We start from the raw sequence: 19,140 nt of genomic DNA, 5'->3' as shown, positions 1-19,140 counted from the left end.
ACGGCCCGGCGGCTGCCGCTCAGGCGCCGCTGGGCCGCCACACCGACCCGGAGCCGACCGGGACCAGGCCCAGGCCCTGCTGGCCGCCGACCTGGTCGCCAAGGCCGAGGGCGGCCCCGTTGCGGGCCACGAAGACCACGCCGGAGCCGCTGGGCTGTGGTTTCCACATCTGGTTCTCGGCACGCCCGCAGTCGTCCTGGTAGGCGCGCGGCTCCCGGCCGCCGGACACCTCCAGGCACTTGCGCGAGAGCGCCGACTCGAGCCGGACGAAGCCGCCGCCCGCGTCGCGCACCACCCACTGCTGGTTGGCCTTGCCCGGTCCCATCGGGTACGCGATCACCGCGGCCCGATCCCGATCGCTGGCGCCCATCACGTCCATCGCCCGGCCGTCCGGCAGCAGCAGTACGTAGCGCCCGCCCGCGGCCAGCGGCGGTTTGGCGGACACGGTCTTGGACGGCGTCGGCGACGCCGAGGTGGGCGGGGCGGTGCTCGGCGGCGCGGAGCTGATCTGCCCGGCGTTCACCGCCGTCGGCGAGGGCGAGGTGGTTGGCGCCGGCGAGGTCGCCGCGGCATGCGAGGAGCCCCCGCCGCCACCGTCGAACACGCCGACCAGGCCGCCGGCCAGGAACCCCGCCAAGGCGACCGCGCACAGCGCCGCTATCCAGATCCGACGTCGCGGCATCTGTCCCTCTCCTCGTGGCCGGCTCTTCCCGCGGATCGGGACATCCTGGCAGAAGAGTTCACCCCAAGGGGTGAATCGGCCGGTGTGGGCCGCCGGATGGTGAACGGACTCACCATCCGGCGCGCGGAGGACGCCGCGGTCGATCCGCCGGATCGGTCGGCGTCGGGGCGGGGTGGGGCGGGCTAGAGGTACAGGCCGGTTGCCTCGCCGGAGACCTCGATGCGTTCGGCGGCGACCGCGTGCAGGTCACGCTCGCGCAGCAGTACGTACGGGACCCCGCGCACCTCGACCTCGGCGCGCTCCTCGGGGTCGTACAGGACACGATCGCCCGGCTCGACGGTGCGGACGTTCTGGCCGACCGCGACCACCTCGGCCCATGCCAGCCGCTTGCCGACCTGCGCGGTCGCGGGGATCAGGATGCCGCCGCCGGAGCGGCGCTCACCCTCCGCCGCGTCCTGGCGGACCAGGACACGGTCGTGCAGCATGCGGATGGGCAGCTTCTCGCCGAGGTCGTGGGCGGTGTTGTTGCTCGAAGACTGGGACCTGTCGGAACTCACGCTTCGACAAGCTACCCGTCCGAGGCCGAACATGCGTCACCGGGAGGTGTGATGTCCGATCCGCTTCGGCCCGAAAACCGTCCCGGATCGGCTTCGGCCGGGCCGCACGCGGTCGGGCCGGGCGTCGGCCCGACCGGCGTGCCGCGGCGGTCAGCGCTTCTTGGCGGCCTTGGCCTTCTTCGCCGCGGCCTTGTCACGGCCCCGGCTCTTGACCAGGACGACCAGCAGGACCAGCCCGGCCACGCCGCCCGCGAGCGGCACGATGTGCTCCATGCGCGGTGCGCCGGTGTCGCTGTCGATGAACTGCGCCCGTACCTTGTCCTTCGCGCGGGCCGCGACGTTGGCCGGCTTCACCCGGTCGACGATCTCGTCCAGGGTCACCGCCAGGTTGGCCCGGGCCGCCTCGATGTCCCGTTCGATCTGCTGCGGCGTACGCCGGTCGGGGGCACCGTTCACATCGTGGCCGGCGGACTTGCCGTCCCCGTGCCCGGCGTTCGAAACGTCAGCCTTGTGTGCACCGTTCACCGACTCCACCCGACTCCGCTCAGCGTGTGCCGTCACCGGACGGCCCAATGCCGCCCGGCCTTGCCGCTCCAACTCCGCCGGAGACAGTTCCCGCCCGTGGTCGCTCACAACCCGTCCTCTCCGGCTCCTGCGCTCGTGTGTCGCCCAAGTCTGTCAGTTACCTCCCCGGCCCCGGGTCAACCGGGTCCCGTGGCGTCCCTCGGCGCGCTGCGGGCGGTTACGCCGGGACCGAGGACGGGTCGAAACCGTAGGGCAGTTCGAGCCGGTGGGCGGCCATCAGGTCGCGGTCCAGGAGCAGGTCGCGGGTGTCCCCGTCGGCGACCACCACGCCGCCCGCGAGCACCGCCGAACGTGGACACAGCTCCAACGCGTAGGGCAGGTCGTGGGTCACCATCAACACCGTGACGTCGAGCGAACGGAGCACGTCGGCCAATTCGCGTCGGCTCGCCGGGTCCAGGTTCGAGGACGGCTCGTCCAGGACCAGGATCTCCGGCTCCATCGCCAGCACCGTGGCCACCGCGACCCGGCGGCGCTGGCCGTAGCTGAGGTGGTGCGGCGGCCGGTCGGCGAAGTCGGCCATGCCCACCCGGTCGAGCGCGTGTCGCACCCGCTCCTCCAGCGCGGCGCCGCGCAGGCCGAGGTTGGCCGGGCCGAACGCGACGTCCTCCCGGACGGTGGGCATGAACAGTTGGTCGTCCGGATCCTGGAAGACGATGCCGACCCGGCGGCGGATCTCGCGCAGGTGCTCCTTGGCCACGGGCAGTCCGGCCACCTCGACGGTGCCGGCGCCGGCGGTCAGGATTCCGTTCAGATGCAGGACGAGGGTCGTCTTGCCGGCGCCGTTGGGGCCGAGCAGGGCGACCCGTTCGCCGGGGGCGATGGTCAGGTCGACGCCGAACAGGGCCTGGTGGCCGTCCGGGTAGGCGTAGGCGAGGCCGCGGACGGCGAGGGAGGGGGGCGGGGACTCACTCACGTGGGGTACTCCGTTCTCGGGTCGCGCGGTGTCGCGGATCCCGCGATTGTCCGATCACGCGCGAGGTCACCGGAGCAGCGCCCCCGCCCACACCGCGAACGCCGCCGCGGGCAGCGTCGCGGCGGCGGCCCACTGGGCGGCGCGGGCCCGGGTGTCCACGAGGATCGGCATGGTCCCGGTGTACCCGCGGCTGAGCATCGCCAGGTGCACCCGCTCGCCGCGCTCGTAGGAGCGGATGAACAGCGCGCCGGCCGACTTGGCCACCGTCGGGGTCTGGCGCAGGTCGCGCGCGACGAAGCCGCGCGATTCGCGGGCGATCCGCATCCGGCCCATCTCGGCGGTGATCACCCCGCCGTAGCGCAGCATGAACGACATGATCTGCACGAGCAGCGCAGGCATGCGCAACTTCTGCAGGCCGAGCAGCAGGGCGCGCAGTTCGGTGGTGGCGGCGAGCAGCACGCCGGCGACGACTCCGAGGGTGCCCTTGGCCAGGACGTTCCAGGCGCCGAGCAGGCCGTCGTGGCTGACCGTCAGGCCCAGCACCTCGACGGTCGGGCCGTCGGCCACGAAGGGCAGGAGCAGTGCGAAGAGCACGAACGGGGTCTCCACCAGCATCCGGCGCAGTACGAAGCCGGCCGGGACGCGGGCGAGGGCGGCGACGACCGCGAGCAGCGCCGCGTACGCGCCGAAGGCCCAGTAGGCCTCGCGCGGGGTGGATACCGTCGCCAGGACGAAGCCGATCAGCGCGAGCAGCTTGCAGTGCGGCGGCAGCCGATGCACGGGGGAGTCGCCCGGGCGGAAGAGCCGGTGTTCGGGTCCGCCGGCCATGTCAGCCGCCGCTGCCCGAGCCGACGCCGTCGCGGGCGGGCCTCGCCGGGACGGCGTCGACCGGACGGCGCCGGACCAGCCAGAACACGCCGGTGCCGACGGCGAGTGTGGCCGCGACGCCGATCACCCCGGCCAGGCCGCCGGACAGGCGTTCGTTGTGCACGCCCTTGACGTTGTAGTCGGCCAGCGGGCCGTCCTTGAGCTGGTGGTCCTGCTCCTTGGCGTCGATGCCCTTGTCGGCGGACACCTTCTCCAGGCCGTCGGGGCTCCGGCTGGCGTAGTAGCTGACGAATCCGGCCAGGACCAGGGCGAGCACGGCCCCGGCGATCAGGAGGGTGCGGGTACGGACGCGGGTCATCGGGTCTCCCCAGCCGAGCGCAGTTCGAGGGGACGCGCCAAGCCGCGCGCGCCGTGGACGAGGTCGGGCCGCACCGCCAGCACGCTGGAGACGGTGGCGGCGGTGATGATCGCCTCGCCGATGCCGATCAGCACGTGTACGCCGATCATCGCGCCGGCCACCTTGCCGATCGATACGTCGGTGGTGCCGCCGATCGCGTAGAAGAGGGTGAACACGCAGGCGGCGGCGGGTACCGAGACCAGCGCGCCGACGAATGCGGCGATCGGCACGGACGAGTGCCGGGCGGGCAGCAGGCCGAGGGTGAGTCGGTACAGGCCGTAGCCGACCACGACCGTCACGACGCCCATGATGGTGATGTTCAGGCCGAGCGCGGTGAGCCCGCCGTCGGCGAAGAACAGACCCTGCATCAGCAGTACGACCGCCACGCACAACACGCCGGTGTACGGGCCGACCAGGATCGCGGCAAGCGTGCCGCCGAGCAGATGGCCGCTGGTGCCGCCCGCGACGGGGAAGTTGAGCATCTGGACGGCGAAGACGAAGGCCGCGACCAGGCCGGCGAGCGGCGCGGTGCGCTCGTCCAGCTCGCGGCGTGCGCCGCGCAGGCCGACGGCGACGCCGGCGACCGCGATCACGCCGGCGCCCGCGGATATGGGGCCGTCGATGAAGCCGTTGGGTATGTGCATGTGGCCCCTCCCGAAATGCCGGATTCGGCGGAGGGATCCTATGACGTCCGGCCGCACCTGCAAAAGGCTTGCAGTTGGGTGATGGTGGCAACAAGGGCGCTCCGGCATCGGTTTTTGCCCTGCTTTGACGAAGAACGCGCCCCGGGGACGCGCGGCCGGCCGGGGGTGCGCGGCCGGGATCGGTCCGACCGCGGCGCTAGCGTTTGCGGCGTACGTTTTGCGTTGCCGAGCGATTCGATTCGAGGAGTTCTTCGTGAGCGACCGCCTCCAGGCGGGCGACACCGCCCCCGCCTTCACCCTGTCCGACGCCGACGGTGCGTCCGTGTCGCTGTCCGACTACGCGGGCCGCAAGGTCATCGTGTACTTCTACCCGGCCGCGCTGACCCCGGGCTGCACCAAGCAGGCGTGCGACTTCACCGACAACCTCGACCTGCTGGCCGGGGCCGGCTACGACGTGCTGGGCATCTCGCCGGACAAGCCGGAGAAGCTGGTCAAGTTCCGGGAGAAGGAGAACCTGCGGGTGACGCTGCTGGCCGATCCGGACAAGGCCACGCTGGAGGCGTACGGGGCCTTCGGCGAGAAGACGATGTACGGGAAGACGGTCAAGGGCGTGATCCGCTCCACGTTCATCGTCGACGAGACCGGCAAGGTGGAACGCGCCCTGTACAACGTTCGCGCCACGGGCCACGTGGCCAAGCTCCTCAAGGACCTGAAGCTCGCAGCCGCCTGAGGTCCGGCCTGTCGCCCGGGGTCGGGGCGGCCGGCCTCAAACGCCGGCGGGGCTACCGGGTTGGTCGGCCCGGACCCCGGGCGGGCGGCCTCAAACGCCGGCCGGGCTGGTGTGGGCTCGGCCCGTGTCCGGGTGGCCGGCCTCAAGCGCCGGCCGGGCTACCGGGTTGGTCGGCCCGGACCCCGGGCGGGCGGCCTCAAACGCCGGCCGGGCTGGTGTGGGCTCGGCCCGTGCCCGGGTGGCCGGCCTCAAACGCCGGCCGGGCTGGTGTGGGCTCGGCCCGTGTCCGGGTGGGCGGCCTCGAGTGCCGGCCGGGCTGGTGTCGGCGTGGTCCGAATTCGGGTGGTGGCCTCGGTGCTTGGCCGGGTTGAGCGAAATTCAGCCCGGCCGGCGTTTGAGGCCACCTCGGCCGGGGGCCGGGTAAATCAGCCCGGCCGGCGTTTGAGGCCGGCCACCCGGACACGGGCCGAGCCCACATCAGCCCGGCCGGCGCTTGAGGCCGCCGCAGGCCGGCCCATCCCCGCCGGGCCCGCCGCTAGGCCGTGTGGACGATTTCGCCGCCGACCGCGACGACCTCGCAGATCGTGCCGGGAATCTCCGCGGCAGCGACCCGCATGATGTCGCGGGAGAGCACGACGAAGTCGGCGAGTTTGCCGACCGTGAGCGAACCGCGCTCGTGCTCCAGGAAGTTCGCGTAGGCCGACCCCATCGTGTAGCCGTGGATCGTGGCCTCCACGTCGAGCGTCTCCTCCGGGACCCATGCCGCCCCGCCGGCCAGCGGCGCGCGGGTGAGCGCGGTGTACACGCCGACCATCGGGTCCATCTCGGCCACGTTCCAGTCGCTGGACAGCGCCAGGACCGCCCCGGCGGCCCGCAGGCTCCGCATCGGCCACGCCTTGTGCCAGCGCTCCTCGCCGACGTTCTCCGCCCAGTCCTGCCCCGGCCCGGCGATCTCCGGCGCGCAGTGCCTGGGCTGCATGCACGCCACCACGCCCAGCTCGGCGAAGCGGGACACGTCCGCCGGATCCAGGCACTCCACGTGCACCACCTGGTGTCGCGCGTCCCGCTCGCCGTTGACCGCCCGGGCGTGCTCGACCGCGTCCAGGACGGTACGGATGCCCCGGTCGCCGGTCGCGTGCACGAAACACTGGAAGCCCCGACCGTCCAGCCGCGCCAGCAGATCGGCGAACTCCGACGCCGGGTAGAACGTCTCGCCCCGATGACGGTCGCACCCGCGATATGGCTCAAGGAGTGCGGCGGTGCGCGGCTCGACCACGTCGTCGATGTACAGCTTCAGCGGCCCCACCCGCAACCGATCGTCGGCGAACTCCCGCGCCGCCGCCGCGAATTCGTCCAGGTCGGCGTCGGTCGTGCCGCGCGGGTGGAACAGCGCCGCGACGATCCGCGAGCGCAGCCGACCCTCGTGCCGCGCCCGGGTGTACAGGGCCAGGTCGTCGAGCGAGTTCTGTGGCTCGACCACGGTGGTGATGCCGAACCGGATCGCGTCGTCCAGGCTCTTGGCCAGCCGCCCGTACTGCCGGTCGGCGGAGGCCCACGGCACGCCCAGCTCCCGCAGCGCCCGATGCCCGTCACGGGAGAGCCCGCGCACCGCGAAGTCCTTGACGAATCCCGTCGGCTCGCCCGTCCGCGGGTCCTTGTCCACCCGACCGAAGGGCAGCACGTCGCTGTCCCGGGTGATGCCGAGCCGCTTGATCGCGGCGCTGTTGAGCCACGCGGTGTGTACGTCGTAGCTGAGTACGAAGGCCGGCACATCGCCGGTGACCGGGTCGAGGTCGCTCGCGCGCGGCATGCGCCCGTCGGGGATCGCCGAGTAGTCGAACGCCTCCGCCTCGATCCACTCGGCGTCCGGGTTGGCCGCCAGCCAGGCGCCGATCCGTGCGTGGATGTCGGCCAATGTGCGCGCCCCCGCGAGCTGTACGCAGGCGTCGTCCGAGCCGAGCCGGACATGGTTGTGCGCGTCGATGAAGCCGGGCAATACCCGCCGCCCGGCGCCGTCGAGCACGGTGGTCTCCGGACCGATCCAGGCCGCCGCGCCGGAGCCCTCGCCCACCCACATGATCCGCCCGTCCCGGACGGCCATCGCCTCGGCCTCGGGCAGCTCGGGATCGACGGTGTGGATGAGCGCGTTGCGCAGGACCAGGTCGGCGGTGCGGGACACGGTGACAACTCCAGGGGGTGGCGGTGCGATGGGGGTCGGGTGGGAGCGGATCAGTGCTTGGCGAACTGCGGTTCGCGGCGGGCGAGGGCCCAGTAGAGAAGTCCGGAGACGACCGCGCCCAGCAGCGTGAAGTCGCCGTCGAAGGTCTCCACGAGCGCGCCGGTCCACAGCGCGGACTCGGCGGTCAGCGCGGCGAAGACGATGCCGGCGCCGAGCGCGATCATCCCGGCGGGATGGAAGCCGCGGGTGTACCAGTAGGCGCCGCCGCGCATGTCGTGCAGGCCGTCGGCGTCGTAGCGGCAGCGGCGCATCAGCGTGTCGGCGATGAACACGCCGCCCCACGGCGCGAAGACCACCACGAGCACGGACAGGAAGCTGGTCAGGTTGTCGGTGAAGTCTCCGTTGAACAGCGCCCACAACGAGCCGACCAGGATGAACGCGGTGCTGACCAGGATGCCCTTGGAGCGCGACCACGGGATGCCGAGGACTTGGAGGTTCAGGCTGGAGGAGTACAGGGTCAGGATCGAGTTGGTGATCGAGCCGCCCACCACGAGCAGCAGGAACGGCGCCTCGAACCAGCCGGGCACCAGGTCGGCCACGCCCGTCACCGGGTCGCTCATATCGGCCTGGGTGGCGGCGGCCACGCCGAGTACGCCGAGCAGCACCGAGGAGAGCATCCCGCCGGCCGCGCCCCACAGGGTGATCGAGCGCAGCGAGGTGTCCCGGGGCAGGTAGCGGGTGTAGTCCGAGGGCATCGGCAGGTAGGAGATCGGGCCGGCGACCATGACGAGCACGGCGAGCGAGATCGCGTGGAACGTGTTCGAGGTCTCGGGCGCGTCGCCGGTCTTCAGGCCGGGGACCACAAGCAGGATCAGCAGGCCGAAGCCGATGCCCAGGACGTAGGCCATCCAGCGCTCCGCGGCCTGCACGGTGGCATGCCCCCACATCGCCACCGCGAAGGTGAGCGAGAGGGTGATCGCCAGCGCGACCACCCGGGCGAGGTCGCCGCCGGCCCAGCCGAGCTTGGCGAACAGTCCTTCGAGGGCGAAGGTGCCGACCACGGTGTTGAGGATCGTGTATCCGATGCCGACGACCCAGTTGAGCAGGCCGGCCGGGAAGTTGCCGTGTACGCCGAACGCGGCGCGCGAGATGACCAGGGTCGCGGTGCCGGTGCGGACGCCGGCGAGGCCGAGGGCGCCGACCGCGAAGAAGGACAGGCCGGTGATCACGACGACGGCGATCGCCGCCCGGAACGACAACCCGAACATCACCGCGAGGGTGCCGTTGATCACGAAGGTGAAGGAGAGGTTCGAGCCGAACCAGAGCCAGAAGACGTCCCTGGCGCTGCCGTGGCGCTCGTGGTCCGGGATCGGGTCGATCCCGTGTGTCTCCACCTGGAACAGCTCGTCGGAGGCGACGCCGGTGCCGGGCGGGGTGGTGTGCGGAGCGTCGCGGGGGAGGGCGCTTCGGGCGGCGCTTCCGGCGGCGTTCGCGGAGTCCGTGTGGGGCAGGGACACCGGACCTCCTCCTCGTGGTGTGCGGCTCGGTCGTTCGTGCTGCGCGGCCCGGCCGAAAGCTTGAATGACGTTCAAGGACTTTGAACGTCACTCAAGGTGCGCCGAGGTGGGGGAGGGTGTCAAGAGTTCGTGCCGAAGAGGGGGAGAATTTGACCGTCGTTCAAGGTTCACGGCGTCGGGGGAGTAGGGTCGAGCCCTTGCGCGGGCGGGGTGGTCGCGCGGTCGAGAGGCGGTATCGGTGGTGGCCACGAGGCGGCGCGACGGTCGGATCGCGCAGGACCGGATGCTGGAGGAGGCCGTCGCGGCGATCGCCGAGAACGGCCTGGCCGCGCTGACCATGTCCGGTCTGGCCGAGCGCCTGGGCACCAGCGGCGGACACATCCTGTACTACTTCGGCAGCAAGGATCAGCTGCTCCTGGCCGCGCTGCGCTGGAGCGAGGACCGGCTGGCCGAGGAGCGCGCCCGGCTGCTCGCCCGCCGGGTCGCCGCCGATCGTAAGTTGGACCTGTTCCTGGACCTGTACCTGCCGGTCGGCCCGCGCGATCCGCGCTGGATGCTCTGGGTGGAGCTGTGGGCCCGGACGGCGGGCAACGCGGAACTCCTGGCCGCGCAGGACGAGATCGACCTCGGGTGGCAGCGAGACTTGGCGACGGTGCTGGCCCGGGGGGCGGCCAAGGGGGTGCTCGCCGTCGACGATCCGGTGGTGGCGGCGTCCGAGTTGCTGGCGCTGCTCGAGGGGCTGAGTACGCGAACGGTCCTGGGGCTGGGTGGGACCACGCGCGAAGGGGCGCTGGTGTTGGCGCGGCGGGCGACGGGGCGATTGCTCGGTTGAGCCGGCGGGTGCCGATGGTTGGTTTCGGGGTGGTGTGGTGTGTTCCGAGTGCCGGCCGGACGGTTGGTCGCGGCCGATATGTGCCGGCCGGCCGCAGCTCGGGGCACTAACATGAGCCCTGGTCGGCCTCGGGGCATCGTCGCGAAGGCCGGTCGTACGCGGCCGTGGCGCAATTGGTTGACGCAGCAGGTTTAGGTCCTGCCGTCCGAGAGGATATGAGGGTTCGAGTCCCTTCGGCCGCACAACGGTGTTTTTCCTCGGCGTTCCGTCCCCGGTGATTGCCCCCGGCGTTGTTCCCGACGTTCTTGCCCGGCGTGTGCGCCCGGTGTGTACCCGGCATTCGTTTCGGTGGGTTTTCGCTGGGTTTCGGCCGGTCTTGTGCTGGTGGCGTCGACCCCGCCCACGCTAGCTTTCGGCGTGTCGTCTTTGGGGAGGCGCCATGCACTGCGAGTACTGTCCGAAGGTTGCCGGCGGCCGCACGCAGATGCCGCCCGCGGACATGATCGTGCCGAAGATCGCCGGCGAGTGGGTCGGGTGGGTGCGGACCGCCGCCGAGCGAGTCGAGTCGTCCGGACGGGGACTGCCGGCGCGGGGCGAGGCCGACTGTGTGATGAGCTTCGGTCGGCGGATCTTCGAGGGCTCGGCCAAGCGTGGACTACACGCCGAGATGGACTGCCTGCATCAGGCCCGGATGCTCGGACTGCCGCTGGAGACGGGCGAGTTCAAGAACGCCGCCAACGCGTGTTGTCTGATCTGCGCATCGGCGCTCGCGGCCGTGGGCATCCGGCACGTGCCGGCCGTGGACCCCGATCCGGACGCGTGCATGAGCTGGCACGCCCCCGGGTTTTTGTTCGAGGATCCGCTGCTGTGCATGGGGTTGATGGGCGATCGGGCGGCGCACCTGTGGCTGCGCCATCTGCCGCCGCCGGTGCGGCGGCAGTTGCGCGGGTCGTTGACGGGCGCGATGACGCGGTTGTTGGCGGGGCGTTGGGAGTGAGGATTTCCGGCGGGGACGGGGTGGGCGCCCCCGCCGGGTTCGCCGACCTCGGTCAGACCGCGTGTTCCGTGCGGTCGCGGGACCACTCGGTGTGGAAGGAGCCGTCGCGGTCCACCCGGCGGTAGGTGTGCGCGCCGAAGAAGTCGCGCTGGGCCTGGATCAGCGCGGCGGGCAGACGCGGCGAGCGCAGGCCGTCGTAGTAGGCGAGGGCGGCGGCGAACCCCGGTGCGGGGATGCCCAGTTCGGCGGACGCGGCGACCACGCGGCGCCACGCGTCCTGGGCACCGGCGAGCGCGTCGCGGAAGTAGTCGGCGCTCAGCAGCGAATCGGGCCGCTGCGGGGAGTCGTACGCCTCGCGGATCCGGTCCAGGAAGCGGGCCCGGATGATGCAGCCGCCGCGCCAGATCTCGGCGACCTTGCCCGGGTCGATCGCCCAGTCGTACTCGGTGCTGCCCGCCTCGATCTGGTGGATGCCCTGGGCATACGCCACGATCTTGGACGCGTACAGCGCCTGCTCGACGTCGTCGGCGAAGCGCGCCGCGGCCTGCGCGTCGAGCGTGGTGGGCGTCGGTCCGGGCAGACCCCGGCCCGCCGCGCGGATGTCGGTGTGGCCGGACAGCGAGCGGGCGAACACCGCCTCGGCGATGCCGCTGACCGGAACCCCCAGGTCCAGCGCGGTCTGTACGGTCCAGCGCCCGGTGCCCTTCTGCTCGGCGCGGTCCTGGACCACGTCGACGAACGGCAGGCCGGTGTCCGCGTCGGTATGGGCGAGTACGTCGGCGGTGATCTCGATCAGGTACGACTCCAGGCGGCCGGAGTTCCAGCCCTTGAACACCTCGGCGATCTCGGCCGGCCGCAACCCGGCGGCGCGGCCGAGCAGGTCGTATGCCTCGGCGATCAGCTGCATGTCGGCGTACTCGATGCCGTTGTGCACCATCTTGACGAAGTGACCGGCGCCGTCCGGGCCGATGTGCGTGCAACAGGGGACGCCGTCGACCTTCGCGGCGATGTCCTCCAGGATCGGGCCGAGCGCCGCGTACGACTCGGGGGAGCCGCCCGGCATGATGCTCGGGCCGAGCAGCGCGCCCTCCTCGCCGCCGGAGATGCCGGTGCCGACGAAGTGGATCCCGCGCTCGCGCAGCGCGGCCTCACGGCGGCGGGTGTCCGCGAAGTGCGCGTTGCCGCCGTCGACGATCATGTCGCCGGGTTCGAGGAGCGCGGCGAACTCCTCGATCACCGCGTCGGTGGGGGCACCGGCCTTGACCATGATCACCAGGCGGCGGGGCGGTTCGAGGAGGGCGACGAACTCCTCGGCGGTGTCGGCGGGTAGGAAGTCGCCCTCGTGGCCGAACTCGTCGACCAGGGCCCGGGTCTTCGCCGAGGTCCGGTTGTGCACGGCGACGGTGTGCCCGTGTCGGGCGAAGTTGCGGGCCAGGTTGCGGCCCATCACGGCCAGTCCGGTGACACCGATGTGTGCGCGCTCCGCCATGTCGTCAGCTCCTGTCGGCGATGGTGGTGATCATTCGTGATCACTCGGACAACATCGTGTGCGGGAGGGGTTAATCCCTCCCGGCCGCAACACGCCGGCGTGCGGGTGGGCGGTGGTGCGGGGCCGCGGCGCTGCGGGGCATCGGGGGCCGCGGTGGCGGTTCGGACGGTGCGGGCGTCGGTGGCGGTGGGCAGGATCCGTGGATGAGCCGGAATCGCGAAGTCGTGCTGTCCGTGGTGGCGGCGGCCTACGGGGTGTCCGCGATGGGGGACCAGATGGCGATGGTCGTCCTGATTCTGCGATTACACGATCAGGGGCGGTCGGGCGCGGTGATCTCGGCCCTGGTGGTGGCGAGCGTGTTGCCGATCGTGGTGGTGGGACCGTTGGCCGCGCCGCTGGTGGACCGGGTGGAGAGCGGTCGTTTGGTGGTCGTTGTGACCGGGCTTCAGGCGGTGGTGGCGCTCGGGTTGGTGGTCACCACGAATGTGGTGGGCGTCATCGTGCTGCTGGCGTTGCTCGGGGCCGGGTTGGCGGTGGTGTCGCCGACGTTGCAACTGCTCGTGCCGGAGATCGTGGGGGACGAGGGCGCGGCGCGGGGCTATGCGCGGATGGAGACGTTTCGCTCGGTCGGCAATGTGGCGGGTCCGGCGGCGGCCGGGCTTGCGGTCGCCGGGGTCGGTGATCGGGTGGTCCTGCTCGGGAACGTCGTGTCCTACGCGGTCATGTCGGCGGCGTTTGTGGCGCTGCGGATCCGGCGCGAGCCGGTGTCGGGCGTGCGGGACCGGCCGGGGTGGCCGGCGCAGGTGCGTGAGGGGATCGGTGTGCTCGGCGGTGATCGGGTGTTGCGGGTGGCGATCCCGACCCTTGCGGTGGCGGTCGTGTTCACCGCGATCCTGAATGTGGCGCGGGTGTTCTTCGTGCGGGACGACCTGGGCGCCGACGACACGGGCTACGGCTGGTTGGTCAGCGCACACATGGTCGGGATGTTGCTGGCTGCGGCGTTGTTGGCCGGGCGAATCCCGGTGGGGCGGCAGCCGGCTGTGCTGATCGGTGCCGGGATGTTGTCCGGCGGGTGCCTGCTGATCAGCGCCACGGCGGCGGTGTTCGCGGTCGCCGTGGCCATGTTCGTCCTGATGGGCGTGGCCAACGTGCTGGCCAACCTGGCCATTCGCAACCTGATCCACGCCCGCGTCCCACCCGAGACCCGGGGCCGGGCCTTCGCCACGTCCAGTGCCGGCCTGAACGCCGCCAACCTGACGGGCGCCGCGTTGGGCGGTCCTGCGGCGACCGCCCTGGGCGGTACGGGAGCCCTGCAACTGGCGGGCGCCGGGACCCTGGCGGTGTCCCTGGCGGCGATCCCCCTTCTCTCCCACCACCTTGCCGCCGAGCCGGCGGCGGAGTGATGCGGCGGCGAAATCCGGTTGTCCGAGGGTCGGGGGCGGCGGTACCCATGGGGCCATGAAGCCATCGATCCGACGTACCCGACACGCCCTGCCGCGCGGTGAGGCCGAGGTCTGGGCACCGGCCTCCGCGCGCTACGGGATATCGCCCTACGCCTGCAAGTACCTCCACACCGCCGGCGTCCTGCGCGAATTCGTGTCGGCGGCCGGGTCGTTGGTGGCGCAGGCCCAATACCTCGCCGCCGCGCACTTGGCCCTCAACGGCGCCGAACTCGTCGGCCGCTGCGTCTCGGAGCGCACGGAGCAGGGCGTCACCCAGCGGCTGCGCAACGGCCTGGCCTACCTGGAGGCCCTCGAACCCCCGGAGGAGGGCCGCTTCGTCCCGGAGCCCGACGCCCTGGTCAAACTCCGCGGCTTCACCGCCCATCCCACGCTGGAACCGCCGGCGGGCTCGGAACTCCAGTTCTCCCACGCGACGTTCGAGTACGTCCTCACCCGCCTGGCCCTGGCCACCGATCGCCTGTGGACCGACGCCGACGCAAGCACGATCCGCAAATTCGCCGCCGCGAAGATCGCCCCGATGCGCACGGACGGCCAAAGCCACTACATCGAATCCGTCCTGACCCACATCGAAGCCGGCCACACCCCGGGCACGGAAATCCCCCACGAGCAAGCCTGGCAAGCGGCCACCGCGATGCCGGCAGCCCACTGAACTCCGCGAGATCCCGACCTCAATCGAGAGCGTAGTCAGCCGACAACTCACGACCCGCGCCGAGAATATCCATCGCGTACTCGGTCGGATTGTCGTGCTGGTCCCAGTACAGGTTCGTCATGGTCAGTGCCGGGGTCCCCGGTTCGACACCCATGATCGCGGCCGCGTCTTCCGGTACCGGCCGCAGCGCGACCACATCGCGACGTCGGATGGCCCGGCGTCCGGAGCGCTCCTCGACGAGACCGAACGTCATCGTCGGCAAAGGTTCGGCGACCAACAACTCCGGTGCCACCTCGGCAAGTTGCCCGGACAGCCAGGACGTCGAGAGAGCGATCACGCCCTCGTCGTCGCGATACAACCGCCGCCTGCGCACGACTTCGGTGCCATCCGCCAGGCCCAGTGCATCCGTTACATGGCCGGTGTCCACGACGAGTTCCGCACTCAGGATCTCGACCCTCTCGCCGGAGCGGAACCCGGTTCCTGTCGCCCTGAGGAGCGCCAGGCGGTCCGGCCCCGTCGTCAGGCGTCGCGGCGTGGTGACGATGGTCCCGACTCCAGGAATCGATTCGGCGTAGCCATCCGCGCGAAGCACGGCGGCGACCCGCGTGGCGGTGGCAATCGACACGTTCTCGGCCTCGACGATCTCCCGCACGGACGGCACCCGATCGCCGGGTCGCAGTTCACCCCGATCGATCCGGGCCCGAATCTCAGCCGCGATCCGCCGATACGGCGGCAATCCCTGTGCGCCGGCCACGGCCACACCTTCCTGTTCTAGTGCGCTCTAGAGCGGTTATTGACTTGTTGAGGTGTTCTAGAACACTATAGATCGAGGCGCCTCCCAGCGATAGGGGACGGTTGCACGGGGGTCGGCCGTTCGATGAAGCCCGAACCATGGGAGCGCCCGTGAGCGATCAAGAACCCCACGCCGTGCGTGTGCGATTGTCCGTGGATCCCGAGCGGCCCATCGAACTCGCGCTGCATTTCGGGCGGGGGTTCGACGAGGAGTGGGCGTGTTTCCGACTGACGCACAGGCAGGGGCGGCACGTCGTTCTCGCCCTTCGGGCCGTGCTCGTCCACATCCTGCCCGGCCAGGTCATCCATCGCGACGGATCGTCCGGCGATCCGCCCACCACAAGGAGGCACCCCATGACTTGCGATCCCAACGTTCCGGGAGGCGCGTTCACCACCGTCAAGCCCGGCTGTCGGCCGGTGCGGGATCAGGGGAGTGGCCTGATCGTGGTGCCGCTGGTGCTGCGGGAGGGGGCTCGGGGTGAGGCCGTCGGGGAGACCGCTTTGCGACTCGACGGCGTGGGGGCGGAGCTGTTGCACGCCTATCTGACCCGGGCCTTGGACGGCGTCGACGGCTCGGCGGAGCGGCGGCGATGAGCGAGATCGCCATTGCCAAGCCCGTACCCGTCGCGCCGGAATCGGCTCGCGAGGTGCGGGCGACCGTCGGGCGGGTGAGCGACGAGCTTCGACTGCTCGACGAATCACGCGAGAGCCTGGTGCTGATGGCCTCCGAGCTGGTCGCGGACGCTGCGCTGCGCTCGGAGGCGGAGTGGCTGATCGTCGGGATCAAAGCCCAGTTGGTGCAAATCGACGGCGGCGAGTGGGAGTTCGCCCCCGTCGTCTACATCGGGATCCGCGAGGTGGTCCCGCGCCCGACTTGGACGCCATATGGCTACGGGCCTCAACTCGCCCCGCCTCGCCGCTTCGACCACGGCCGGGGCCTCGGCCTGGTCGCCGAACTGGTCCACCACGACTGGGTATCCGGCTGCTGCGGCTGGTCCCCGGGCACCGCCGGCCCCACCTCGTGGTTCCTGGCCACCGACCTGGACCCCCAACACGTCACCGGCTCGATCGGCAGCACGATGGTGGTCGCCCGAGGCATCCGCGACGAATGCGTCCTGACCCCGGAAATGCTGCTTCCCCAGCCGGACGAACCGGCCCCCGCCCCCGCGCCGCCCTCGACGACAGCGGGCGAGTCCCCATGACCGGAGCTTCCCGGAGGCAGGCGCCGGGCTACCGCCGGTTGTTCTCTTTGTGGCTCGTCTCCGGCCTATGGGGTGGTCGAACCCGGGGTTCCTTTGGGGAAGGGCTCGACTCCGACCACGCGGCGGACTTTGGTGGGTTCGATCAGGATGATTACTCGTTGTTCGCCGGGGACCCGCCACTCGTAGCGGTCGGTGCCCACGTAGGCGTGAGCCAGCTTGTCCATGTTGTGGTCTGCCTCGGGGCCCTGGATGAAGTGCGCCGCGTGGCCGCGGATTTGTACCCGGTCGTAGGGGTTCGCCGGGTCTGCCAGGGACAGGCATATGCGCGGGTCGCGGCGCAGGTTTTGTTCCTTGATGCGGCCGATCGCGGTGTTGATCAGGGGCAGGTCGCCGTCGAGGCCCAGCCACATCGGGCTGACGTGGGGGGATCCGTCCTTGTTGATCGTTGCCACGTACCAGATGTGTGGCGTTTCGATCATTCGGCGGGTGTCCGCGGGTAGTTCCACCATGAGGCGATTCCTGCCCGGGGGCGGGTCTTCGGACACTCAGTGGCTCGGGGTTCGGGTTGTTGTTTCGACCAGGTGGAGGATGCCCTCTCGGATGCGGGTTGGGCCGAGGTCCGGCAGTAGGGCTGTTACGTGTTCGGCGGACAGCGGGGCCAGTAGGGCGTGGGACGTGTAGGTCGGGTCCGGCGTTTGCGGGGGGAGCAGGATTGCTACGTGGCGGTGCCAGAACTTGTAGGCGCCGATTCGGTAGCGGGCGCCCGGGGTCGAGGTCTCCGACATGCGGATCAGGTCGAGGTGTTCCAGGAGGTAGTCCAGATAGGCGTTGAGGAATGCCGTGAGGCGTTGCTCCGCCGGGGCTCCTGGGCCCAGTGGGGGTGGGCCGCTGAGGATGGCCTCCTGTAGAGAGCGTTCCCTTGCGTCCAGGAGGGCTGTGGCCAGGCCCGACTTGTCGCCGAAGCGGCGGAACAGGGTGCCCTTGCCTACGCCGGCTTCCGTGGCGATCTGGTCCATCGAGACCGCGGCCACGCCGTGTTCGGCGAAGAGCTTCGCGGCGGCTTCCAGGATGGCGGCGCGGTTGCGGGCCGCGTCGGCGCGTTCCTTGGGGGGTGGGGTGCGGAGTAGGTCCAGGCTCACCGGGATTGCGGAAGCGGACTGCGGTCCGTTAATGTCTTCAGGCATAAGCGGACTCTAGTCCGATTCTCTGTGAGGTGGAGGCATCGCCATGACCGCACTCATCACCCGGGACGAACTGCGCGCCGAGATCGCCGGCGGCGGCGTGACCGTCGTCGACGCGCTCGGTGGGGAGTACTGGGCCAAGCAACACCTGCCGGGGGCCGTTGCCCTGGTTCGGGACGACGTGGATGCCCTTGCGCCGACGCTGCTGCCGGACCGCGACGCCGCGATCGTCACCTACTGCTCGAACCCGGCCTGCCCGAACAGCGGCCAGGTGGCCGATCGGCTGACGCACCTCGGGTACACGAACGTGCGCAAGTACGCCGAGGGCATCGAGGACTGGGTCGGCGCCGGGCTGCCCACCGAGTCCGCCTGAGCGGTAAAGGGGGGAGGGAGGGCCGAGACACCGCCTCGGCCCTCCCCGCGTGTTGTGAATCGGCTCTCGCCTACTGCGGTGCATCCTTCAGGTCCGAGATGCGGCTGCCGTCGAGCGGGACCTGGTACCGGACGTCGATGGTCGAGCCGTCGCCGAAGTGCTCGGTGACGATGACCGTCGCGTGGCCGGCGCCGCTGCCCTCGTAGCGCACGTCGCGGCTCTCCGGGGTGTTCTGGGCGCGGAAGACCGGGTCGGCCATGTTCTGCTCGGCCCAGGCGTCCAGGCGGGCGTTGAGTTCGGGAGTGAGGAATTCGTTGCGGACCTCGGTCGGGTCCATGTTGGGGTTGGTGCCGTTGATCGCGTCCAGATACTGGTCGTAGAAGGCGGTCACCTTCTCCACGACGCCGATCTGACGGGCCGCCTGATGGCTGCCGGGCGGCGATGCCTCCGCGGCGAGTGCCGGGGCCGCGAGGCCGCCGGTGAGCAGGAGTCCCGCGGTCACCGCGACGACGGCGGTACGGCGAATGCCGGTGGTCATGTCGACCTCCACGTGCTTGGGGATGTGCCCTTGCGTCGGCTGAGACGTCCAACCGGTGGGGCGGGTTGCAGGGCTTTGCCCTGCTTTACCCTCCGGAAATCGATTCGTTTCCGTCGGCCCGCCGGGCTCAGCCGCCGTCGGTGCTGCTCGCCAGGGTCTCCTCCGCGTCGTCCAGGACGGACTGCGGCAGGCGGGTGTACGAGAGCAATCGGCCGCCCGAATCGCGGATCCGGGTTGCCACCTCGCGGGCCCAGATGTTCTCCACGAACAGCACCACGACCAGCGAATCCGGCGGCATCACCTGCCCGATCTGCTCGGCGTCCTCGGCGCCGGCCAAGCCCAGCAGCTCGCGCGCGGCCAGCTCCGCCGCCATGTCGCGCAGCCCCTCGAACTCGCTGACCTCGTGGCTGCTCACCACCCCCGCGACGTCCTTGACCACGATCAGCGCGTCGATCAACCGGACATCGCCGCGCTCCTCGACCGACTCGAACGCGTCGAGTACGGCCGACGTCAGCCGCTGACCCGGAAAACCCAACACGATCGCGTCGACGGGTCCCAACTCGGCCATGCTTCCTCGTCTCGGGGAGTAGGG

At 71.0% G+C, this 19,140-nt stretch carries 21 protein-coding genes, 1 tRNA gene and 1 pseudogene; 9 read left to right on the top strand and 14 right to left on the bottom strand.

Annotated features, from left to right (window positions below):
• Positions 1-19: 19 nt before the first annotated feature.
• The 6 genes and pseudogenes from ACWGR4_RS13800 to ACWGR4_RS13775 form a co-directional block, all read right to left on the bottom strand.
• Entirely contained in the window at positions 20-682 is a 663-nt protein-coding gene (locus tag ACWGR4_RS13800; protein ID WP_452128931.1) for an RICIN domain-containing protein, read from the bottom strand.
• 182 nt (positions 683-864) lie between these two features.
• Positions 865-1,167: a GroES family chaperonin gene (locus ACWGR4_RS13795; RefSeq protein ID WP_052173837.1), complete on the bottom strand. Its 303-nt coding sequence runs from the start codon at positions 1,165-1,167 to the stop codon at positions 865-867.
• A gap of 222 nt (positions 1,168-1,389) precedes the next feature.
• Complete coding sequence (locus ACWGR4_RS13790; protein ID WP_380002746.1) at positions 1,390-1,764, bottom strand: DUF3618 domain-containing protein; 375 nt, start codon at positions 1,762-1,764, stop codon at positions 1,390-1,392.
• Between the two features lie 217 nt (positions 1,765-1,981).
• Positions 1,982-2,737: an energy-coupling factor ABC transporter ATP-binding protein gene (locus tag ACWGR4_RS13785; protein WP_380002747.1), complete on the bottom strand. Its 756-nt coding sequence runs from the start codon at positions 2,735-2,737 to the stop codon at positions 1,982-1,984.
• A gap of 66 nt (positions 2,738-2,803) precedes the next feature.
• The gene (gene cbiQ, locus ACWGR4_RS13780; RefSeq protein WP_452128932.1) at positions 2,804-3,565 is read right to left on the bottom strand and encodes a cobalt ECF transporter T component CbiQ; all 762 of its coding nucleotides are present in this window, start codon (positions 3,563-3,565) and stop codon (positions 2,804-2,806) included.
• Between the two features lies 1 nt (position 3,566).
• Positions 3,567-4,606: pseudogene (locus ACWGR4_RS13775) on the bottom strand (energy-coupling factor ABC transporter permease).
• A 253-nt stretch (positions 4,607-4,859) separates the two neighbouring features.
• Between ACWGR4_RS13775 and bcp the strand changes: the two are divergent.
• Positions 4,860-5,336 carry a thioredoxin-dependent thiol peroxidase gene (gene bcp / locus ACWGR4_RS13770; RefSeq protein WP_380002749.1) on the top strand — a complete coding sequence of 159 codons (477 nt, stop codon included), beginning with the start codon at positions 4,860-4,862 and terminating at the stop codon, positions 5,334-5,336.
• Between the two features lie 535 nt (positions 5,337-5,871).
• Here bcp and ACWGR4_RS13765 read toward each other — a convergent pair.
• Both ACWGR4_RS13765 and ACWGR4_RS13760 read right to left on the bottom strand, forming a co-directional pair.
• Positions 5,872-7,515, bottom strand: coding sequence for an amidohydrolase (locus tag ACWGR4_RS13765; RefSeq protein ID WP_452128933.1), 1,644 nt, complete (start codon positions 7,513-7,515; stop codon positions 5,872-5,874).
• A gap of 50 nt (positions 7,516-7,565) precedes the next feature.
• Positions 7,566-9,032 (bottom strand): purine-cytosine permease family protein, encoded by a 1,467-nt coding sequence (locus ACWGR4_RS13760; RefSeq protein ID WP_452128934.1) that lies wholly within the window; start codon positions 9,030-9,032, stop codon positions 7,566-7,568.
• A 238-nt stretch (positions 9,033-9,270) separates the two neighbouring features.
• On the opposite strand from ACWGR4_RS13760, the gene ACWGR4_RS13755 reads away from it, so the two are divergent.
• The 3 genes from ACWGR4_RS13755 to ACWGR4_RS13745 all read left to right on the top strand — a co-directional run bounded on the left by ACWGR4_RS13755 (position 9,271) and on the right by ACWGR4_RS13745 (position 10,861).
• On the top strand, positions 9,271-9,864 hold the full coding sequence (locus ACWGR4_RS13755; protein WP_380002752.1) for a TetR/AcrR family transcriptional regulator: 594 nt from the start codon (positions 9,271-9,273) through the stop codon (positions 9,862-9,864).
• 158 nt (positions 9,865-10,022) lie between these two features.
• Positions 10,023-10,106 (top strand) — tRNA-Leu (locus ACWGR4_RS13750).
• A 197-nt stretch (positions 10,107-10,303) separates the two neighbouring features.
• On the top strand, positions 10,304-10,861 hold the full coding sequence (locus tag ACWGR4_RS13745) for a hypothetical protein (RefSeq protein ID WP_452128935.1): 558 nt from the start codon (positions 10,304-10,306) through the stop codon (positions 10,859-10,861).
• A gap of 52 nt (positions 10,862-10,913) precedes the next feature.
• On the opposite strand, the gene gndA is transcribed toward ACWGR4_RS13745, so the two are convergent.
• Positions 10,914-12,350 (bottom strand): NADP-dependent phosphogluconate dehydrogenase, encoded by a 1,437-nt coding sequence (gndA, locus tag ACWGR4_RS13740; RefSeq protein WP_452128936.1) that lies wholly within the window; start codon positions 12,348-12,350, stop codon positions 10,914-10,916.
• 203 nt (positions 12,351-12,553) lie between these two features.
• Between gndA and ACWGR4_RS13735 the strand changes: the two genes are divergently transcribed.
• On the top strand, positions 12,554-13,753 hold the full coding sequence (locus ACWGR4_RS13735) for an MFS transporter (protein ID WP_452128937.1): 1,200 nt from the start codon (positions 12,554-12,556) through the stop codon (positions 13,751-13,753).
• Between the two features lie 55 nt (positions 13,754-13,808).
• The gene (locus tag ACWGR4_RS13730; RefSeq protein ID WP_452128938.1) at positions 13,809-14,462 is read left to right on the top strand and encodes a hypothetical protein; all 654 of its coding nucleotides are present in this window, start codon (positions 13,809-13,811) and stop codon (positions 14,460-14,462) included.
• Between the two features lie 19 nt (positions 14,463-14,481).
• Here ACWGR4_RS13730 and ACWGR4_RS13725 read toward each other — a convergent pair whose 3' ends face one another.
• Positions 14,482-15,216 carry a GntR family transcriptional regulator gene (locus ACWGR4_RS13725; RefSeq protein ID WP_452128939.1) on the bottom strand — a complete coding sequence of 245 codons (735 nt, stop codon included), beginning with the start codon at positions 15,214-15,216 and terminating at the stop codon, positions 14,482-14,484.
• 392 nt (positions 15,217-15,608) lie between these two features.
• Between ACWGR4_RS13725 and ACWGR4_RS13720 the strand changes: the two genes are divergently transcribed.
• The gene (locus ACWGR4_RS13720; RefSeq protein WP_452128940.1) at positions 15,609-15,848 is read left to right on the top strand and encodes a hypothetical protein; all 240 of its coding nucleotides are present in this window, start codon (positions 15,609-15,611) and stop codon (positions 15,846-15,848) included.
• Complete coding sequence (locus ACWGR4_RS13715) at positions 15,845-16,456, top strand: hypothetical protein (protein WP_452128941.1); 612 nt, start codon at positions 15,845-15,847, stop codon at positions 16,454-16,456. Before ACWGR4_RS13720 ends, ACWGR4_RS13715 begins: the two co-directional genes overlap by 4 nt.
• 65 nt (positions 16,457-16,521) lie before the next feature.
• Here the strand turns inward: ACWGR4_RS13715 and ACWGR4_RS13710 are convergent, their stop codons facing one another.
• Together ACWGR4_RS13710 and ACWGR4_RS13705 are read right to left on the bottom strand one after the other, a co-directional pair.
• Positions 16,522-16,935, bottom strand: a complete 414-nt coding sequence (locus ACWGR4_RS13710; protein ID WP_452128942.1) for a PPOX class F420-dependent oxidoreductase — start codon at positions 16,933-16,935, stop codon at positions 16,522-16,524.
• 66 nt (positions 16,936-17,001) lie between these two features.
• Positions 17,002-17,640, bottom strand: coding sequence for a TetR/AcrR family transcriptional regulator (locus ACWGR4_RS13705; protein ID WP_452128943.1), 639 nt, complete (start codon positions 17,638-17,640; stop codon positions 17,002-17,004).
• Positions 17,641-17,683: 43 nt separating this feature from the next.
• Between ACWGR4_RS13705 and ACWGR4_RS13700 the strand changes: the two genes are divergently transcribed.
• Positions 17,684-18,010 (top strand): rhodanese-like domain-containing protein, encoded by a 327-nt coding sequence (locus tag ACWGR4_RS13700; RefSeq protein WP_380002764.1) that lies wholly within the window; start codon positions 17,684-17,686, stop codon positions 18,008-18,010.
• 70 nt (positions 18,011-18,080) lie between these two features.
• Here the strand turns inward: ACWGR4_RS13700 and ACWGR4_RS13695 are convergent, their stop codons facing one another.
• Both ACWGR4_RS13695 and ACWGR4_RS13690 read right to left on the bottom strand, forming a co-directional pair.
• Positions 18,081-18,548 carry a hypothetical protein gene (locus ACWGR4_RS13695; RefSeq protein WP_452128944.1) on the bottom strand — a complete coding sequence of 156 codons (468 nt, stop codon included), beginning with the start codon at positions 18,546-18,548 and terminating at the stop codon, positions 18,081-18,083.
• 127 nt (positions 18,549-18,675) lie between these two features.
• Positions 18,676-19,116 (bottom strand): DUF6325 family protein, encoded by a 441-nt coding sequence (locus ACWGR4_RS13690; RefSeq protein WP_380002766.1) that lies wholly within the window; start codon positions 19,114-19,116, stop codon positions 18,676-18,678.
• Between the last annotated feature and the right edge of the window lie 24 nt (positions 19,117-19,140).

The sequence above is a fragment of the Embleya sp. NPDC055664 genome (assembly GCF_053618075.1).
This window is presented reverse-complemented; position numbering and strand designations above follow the sequence as displayed.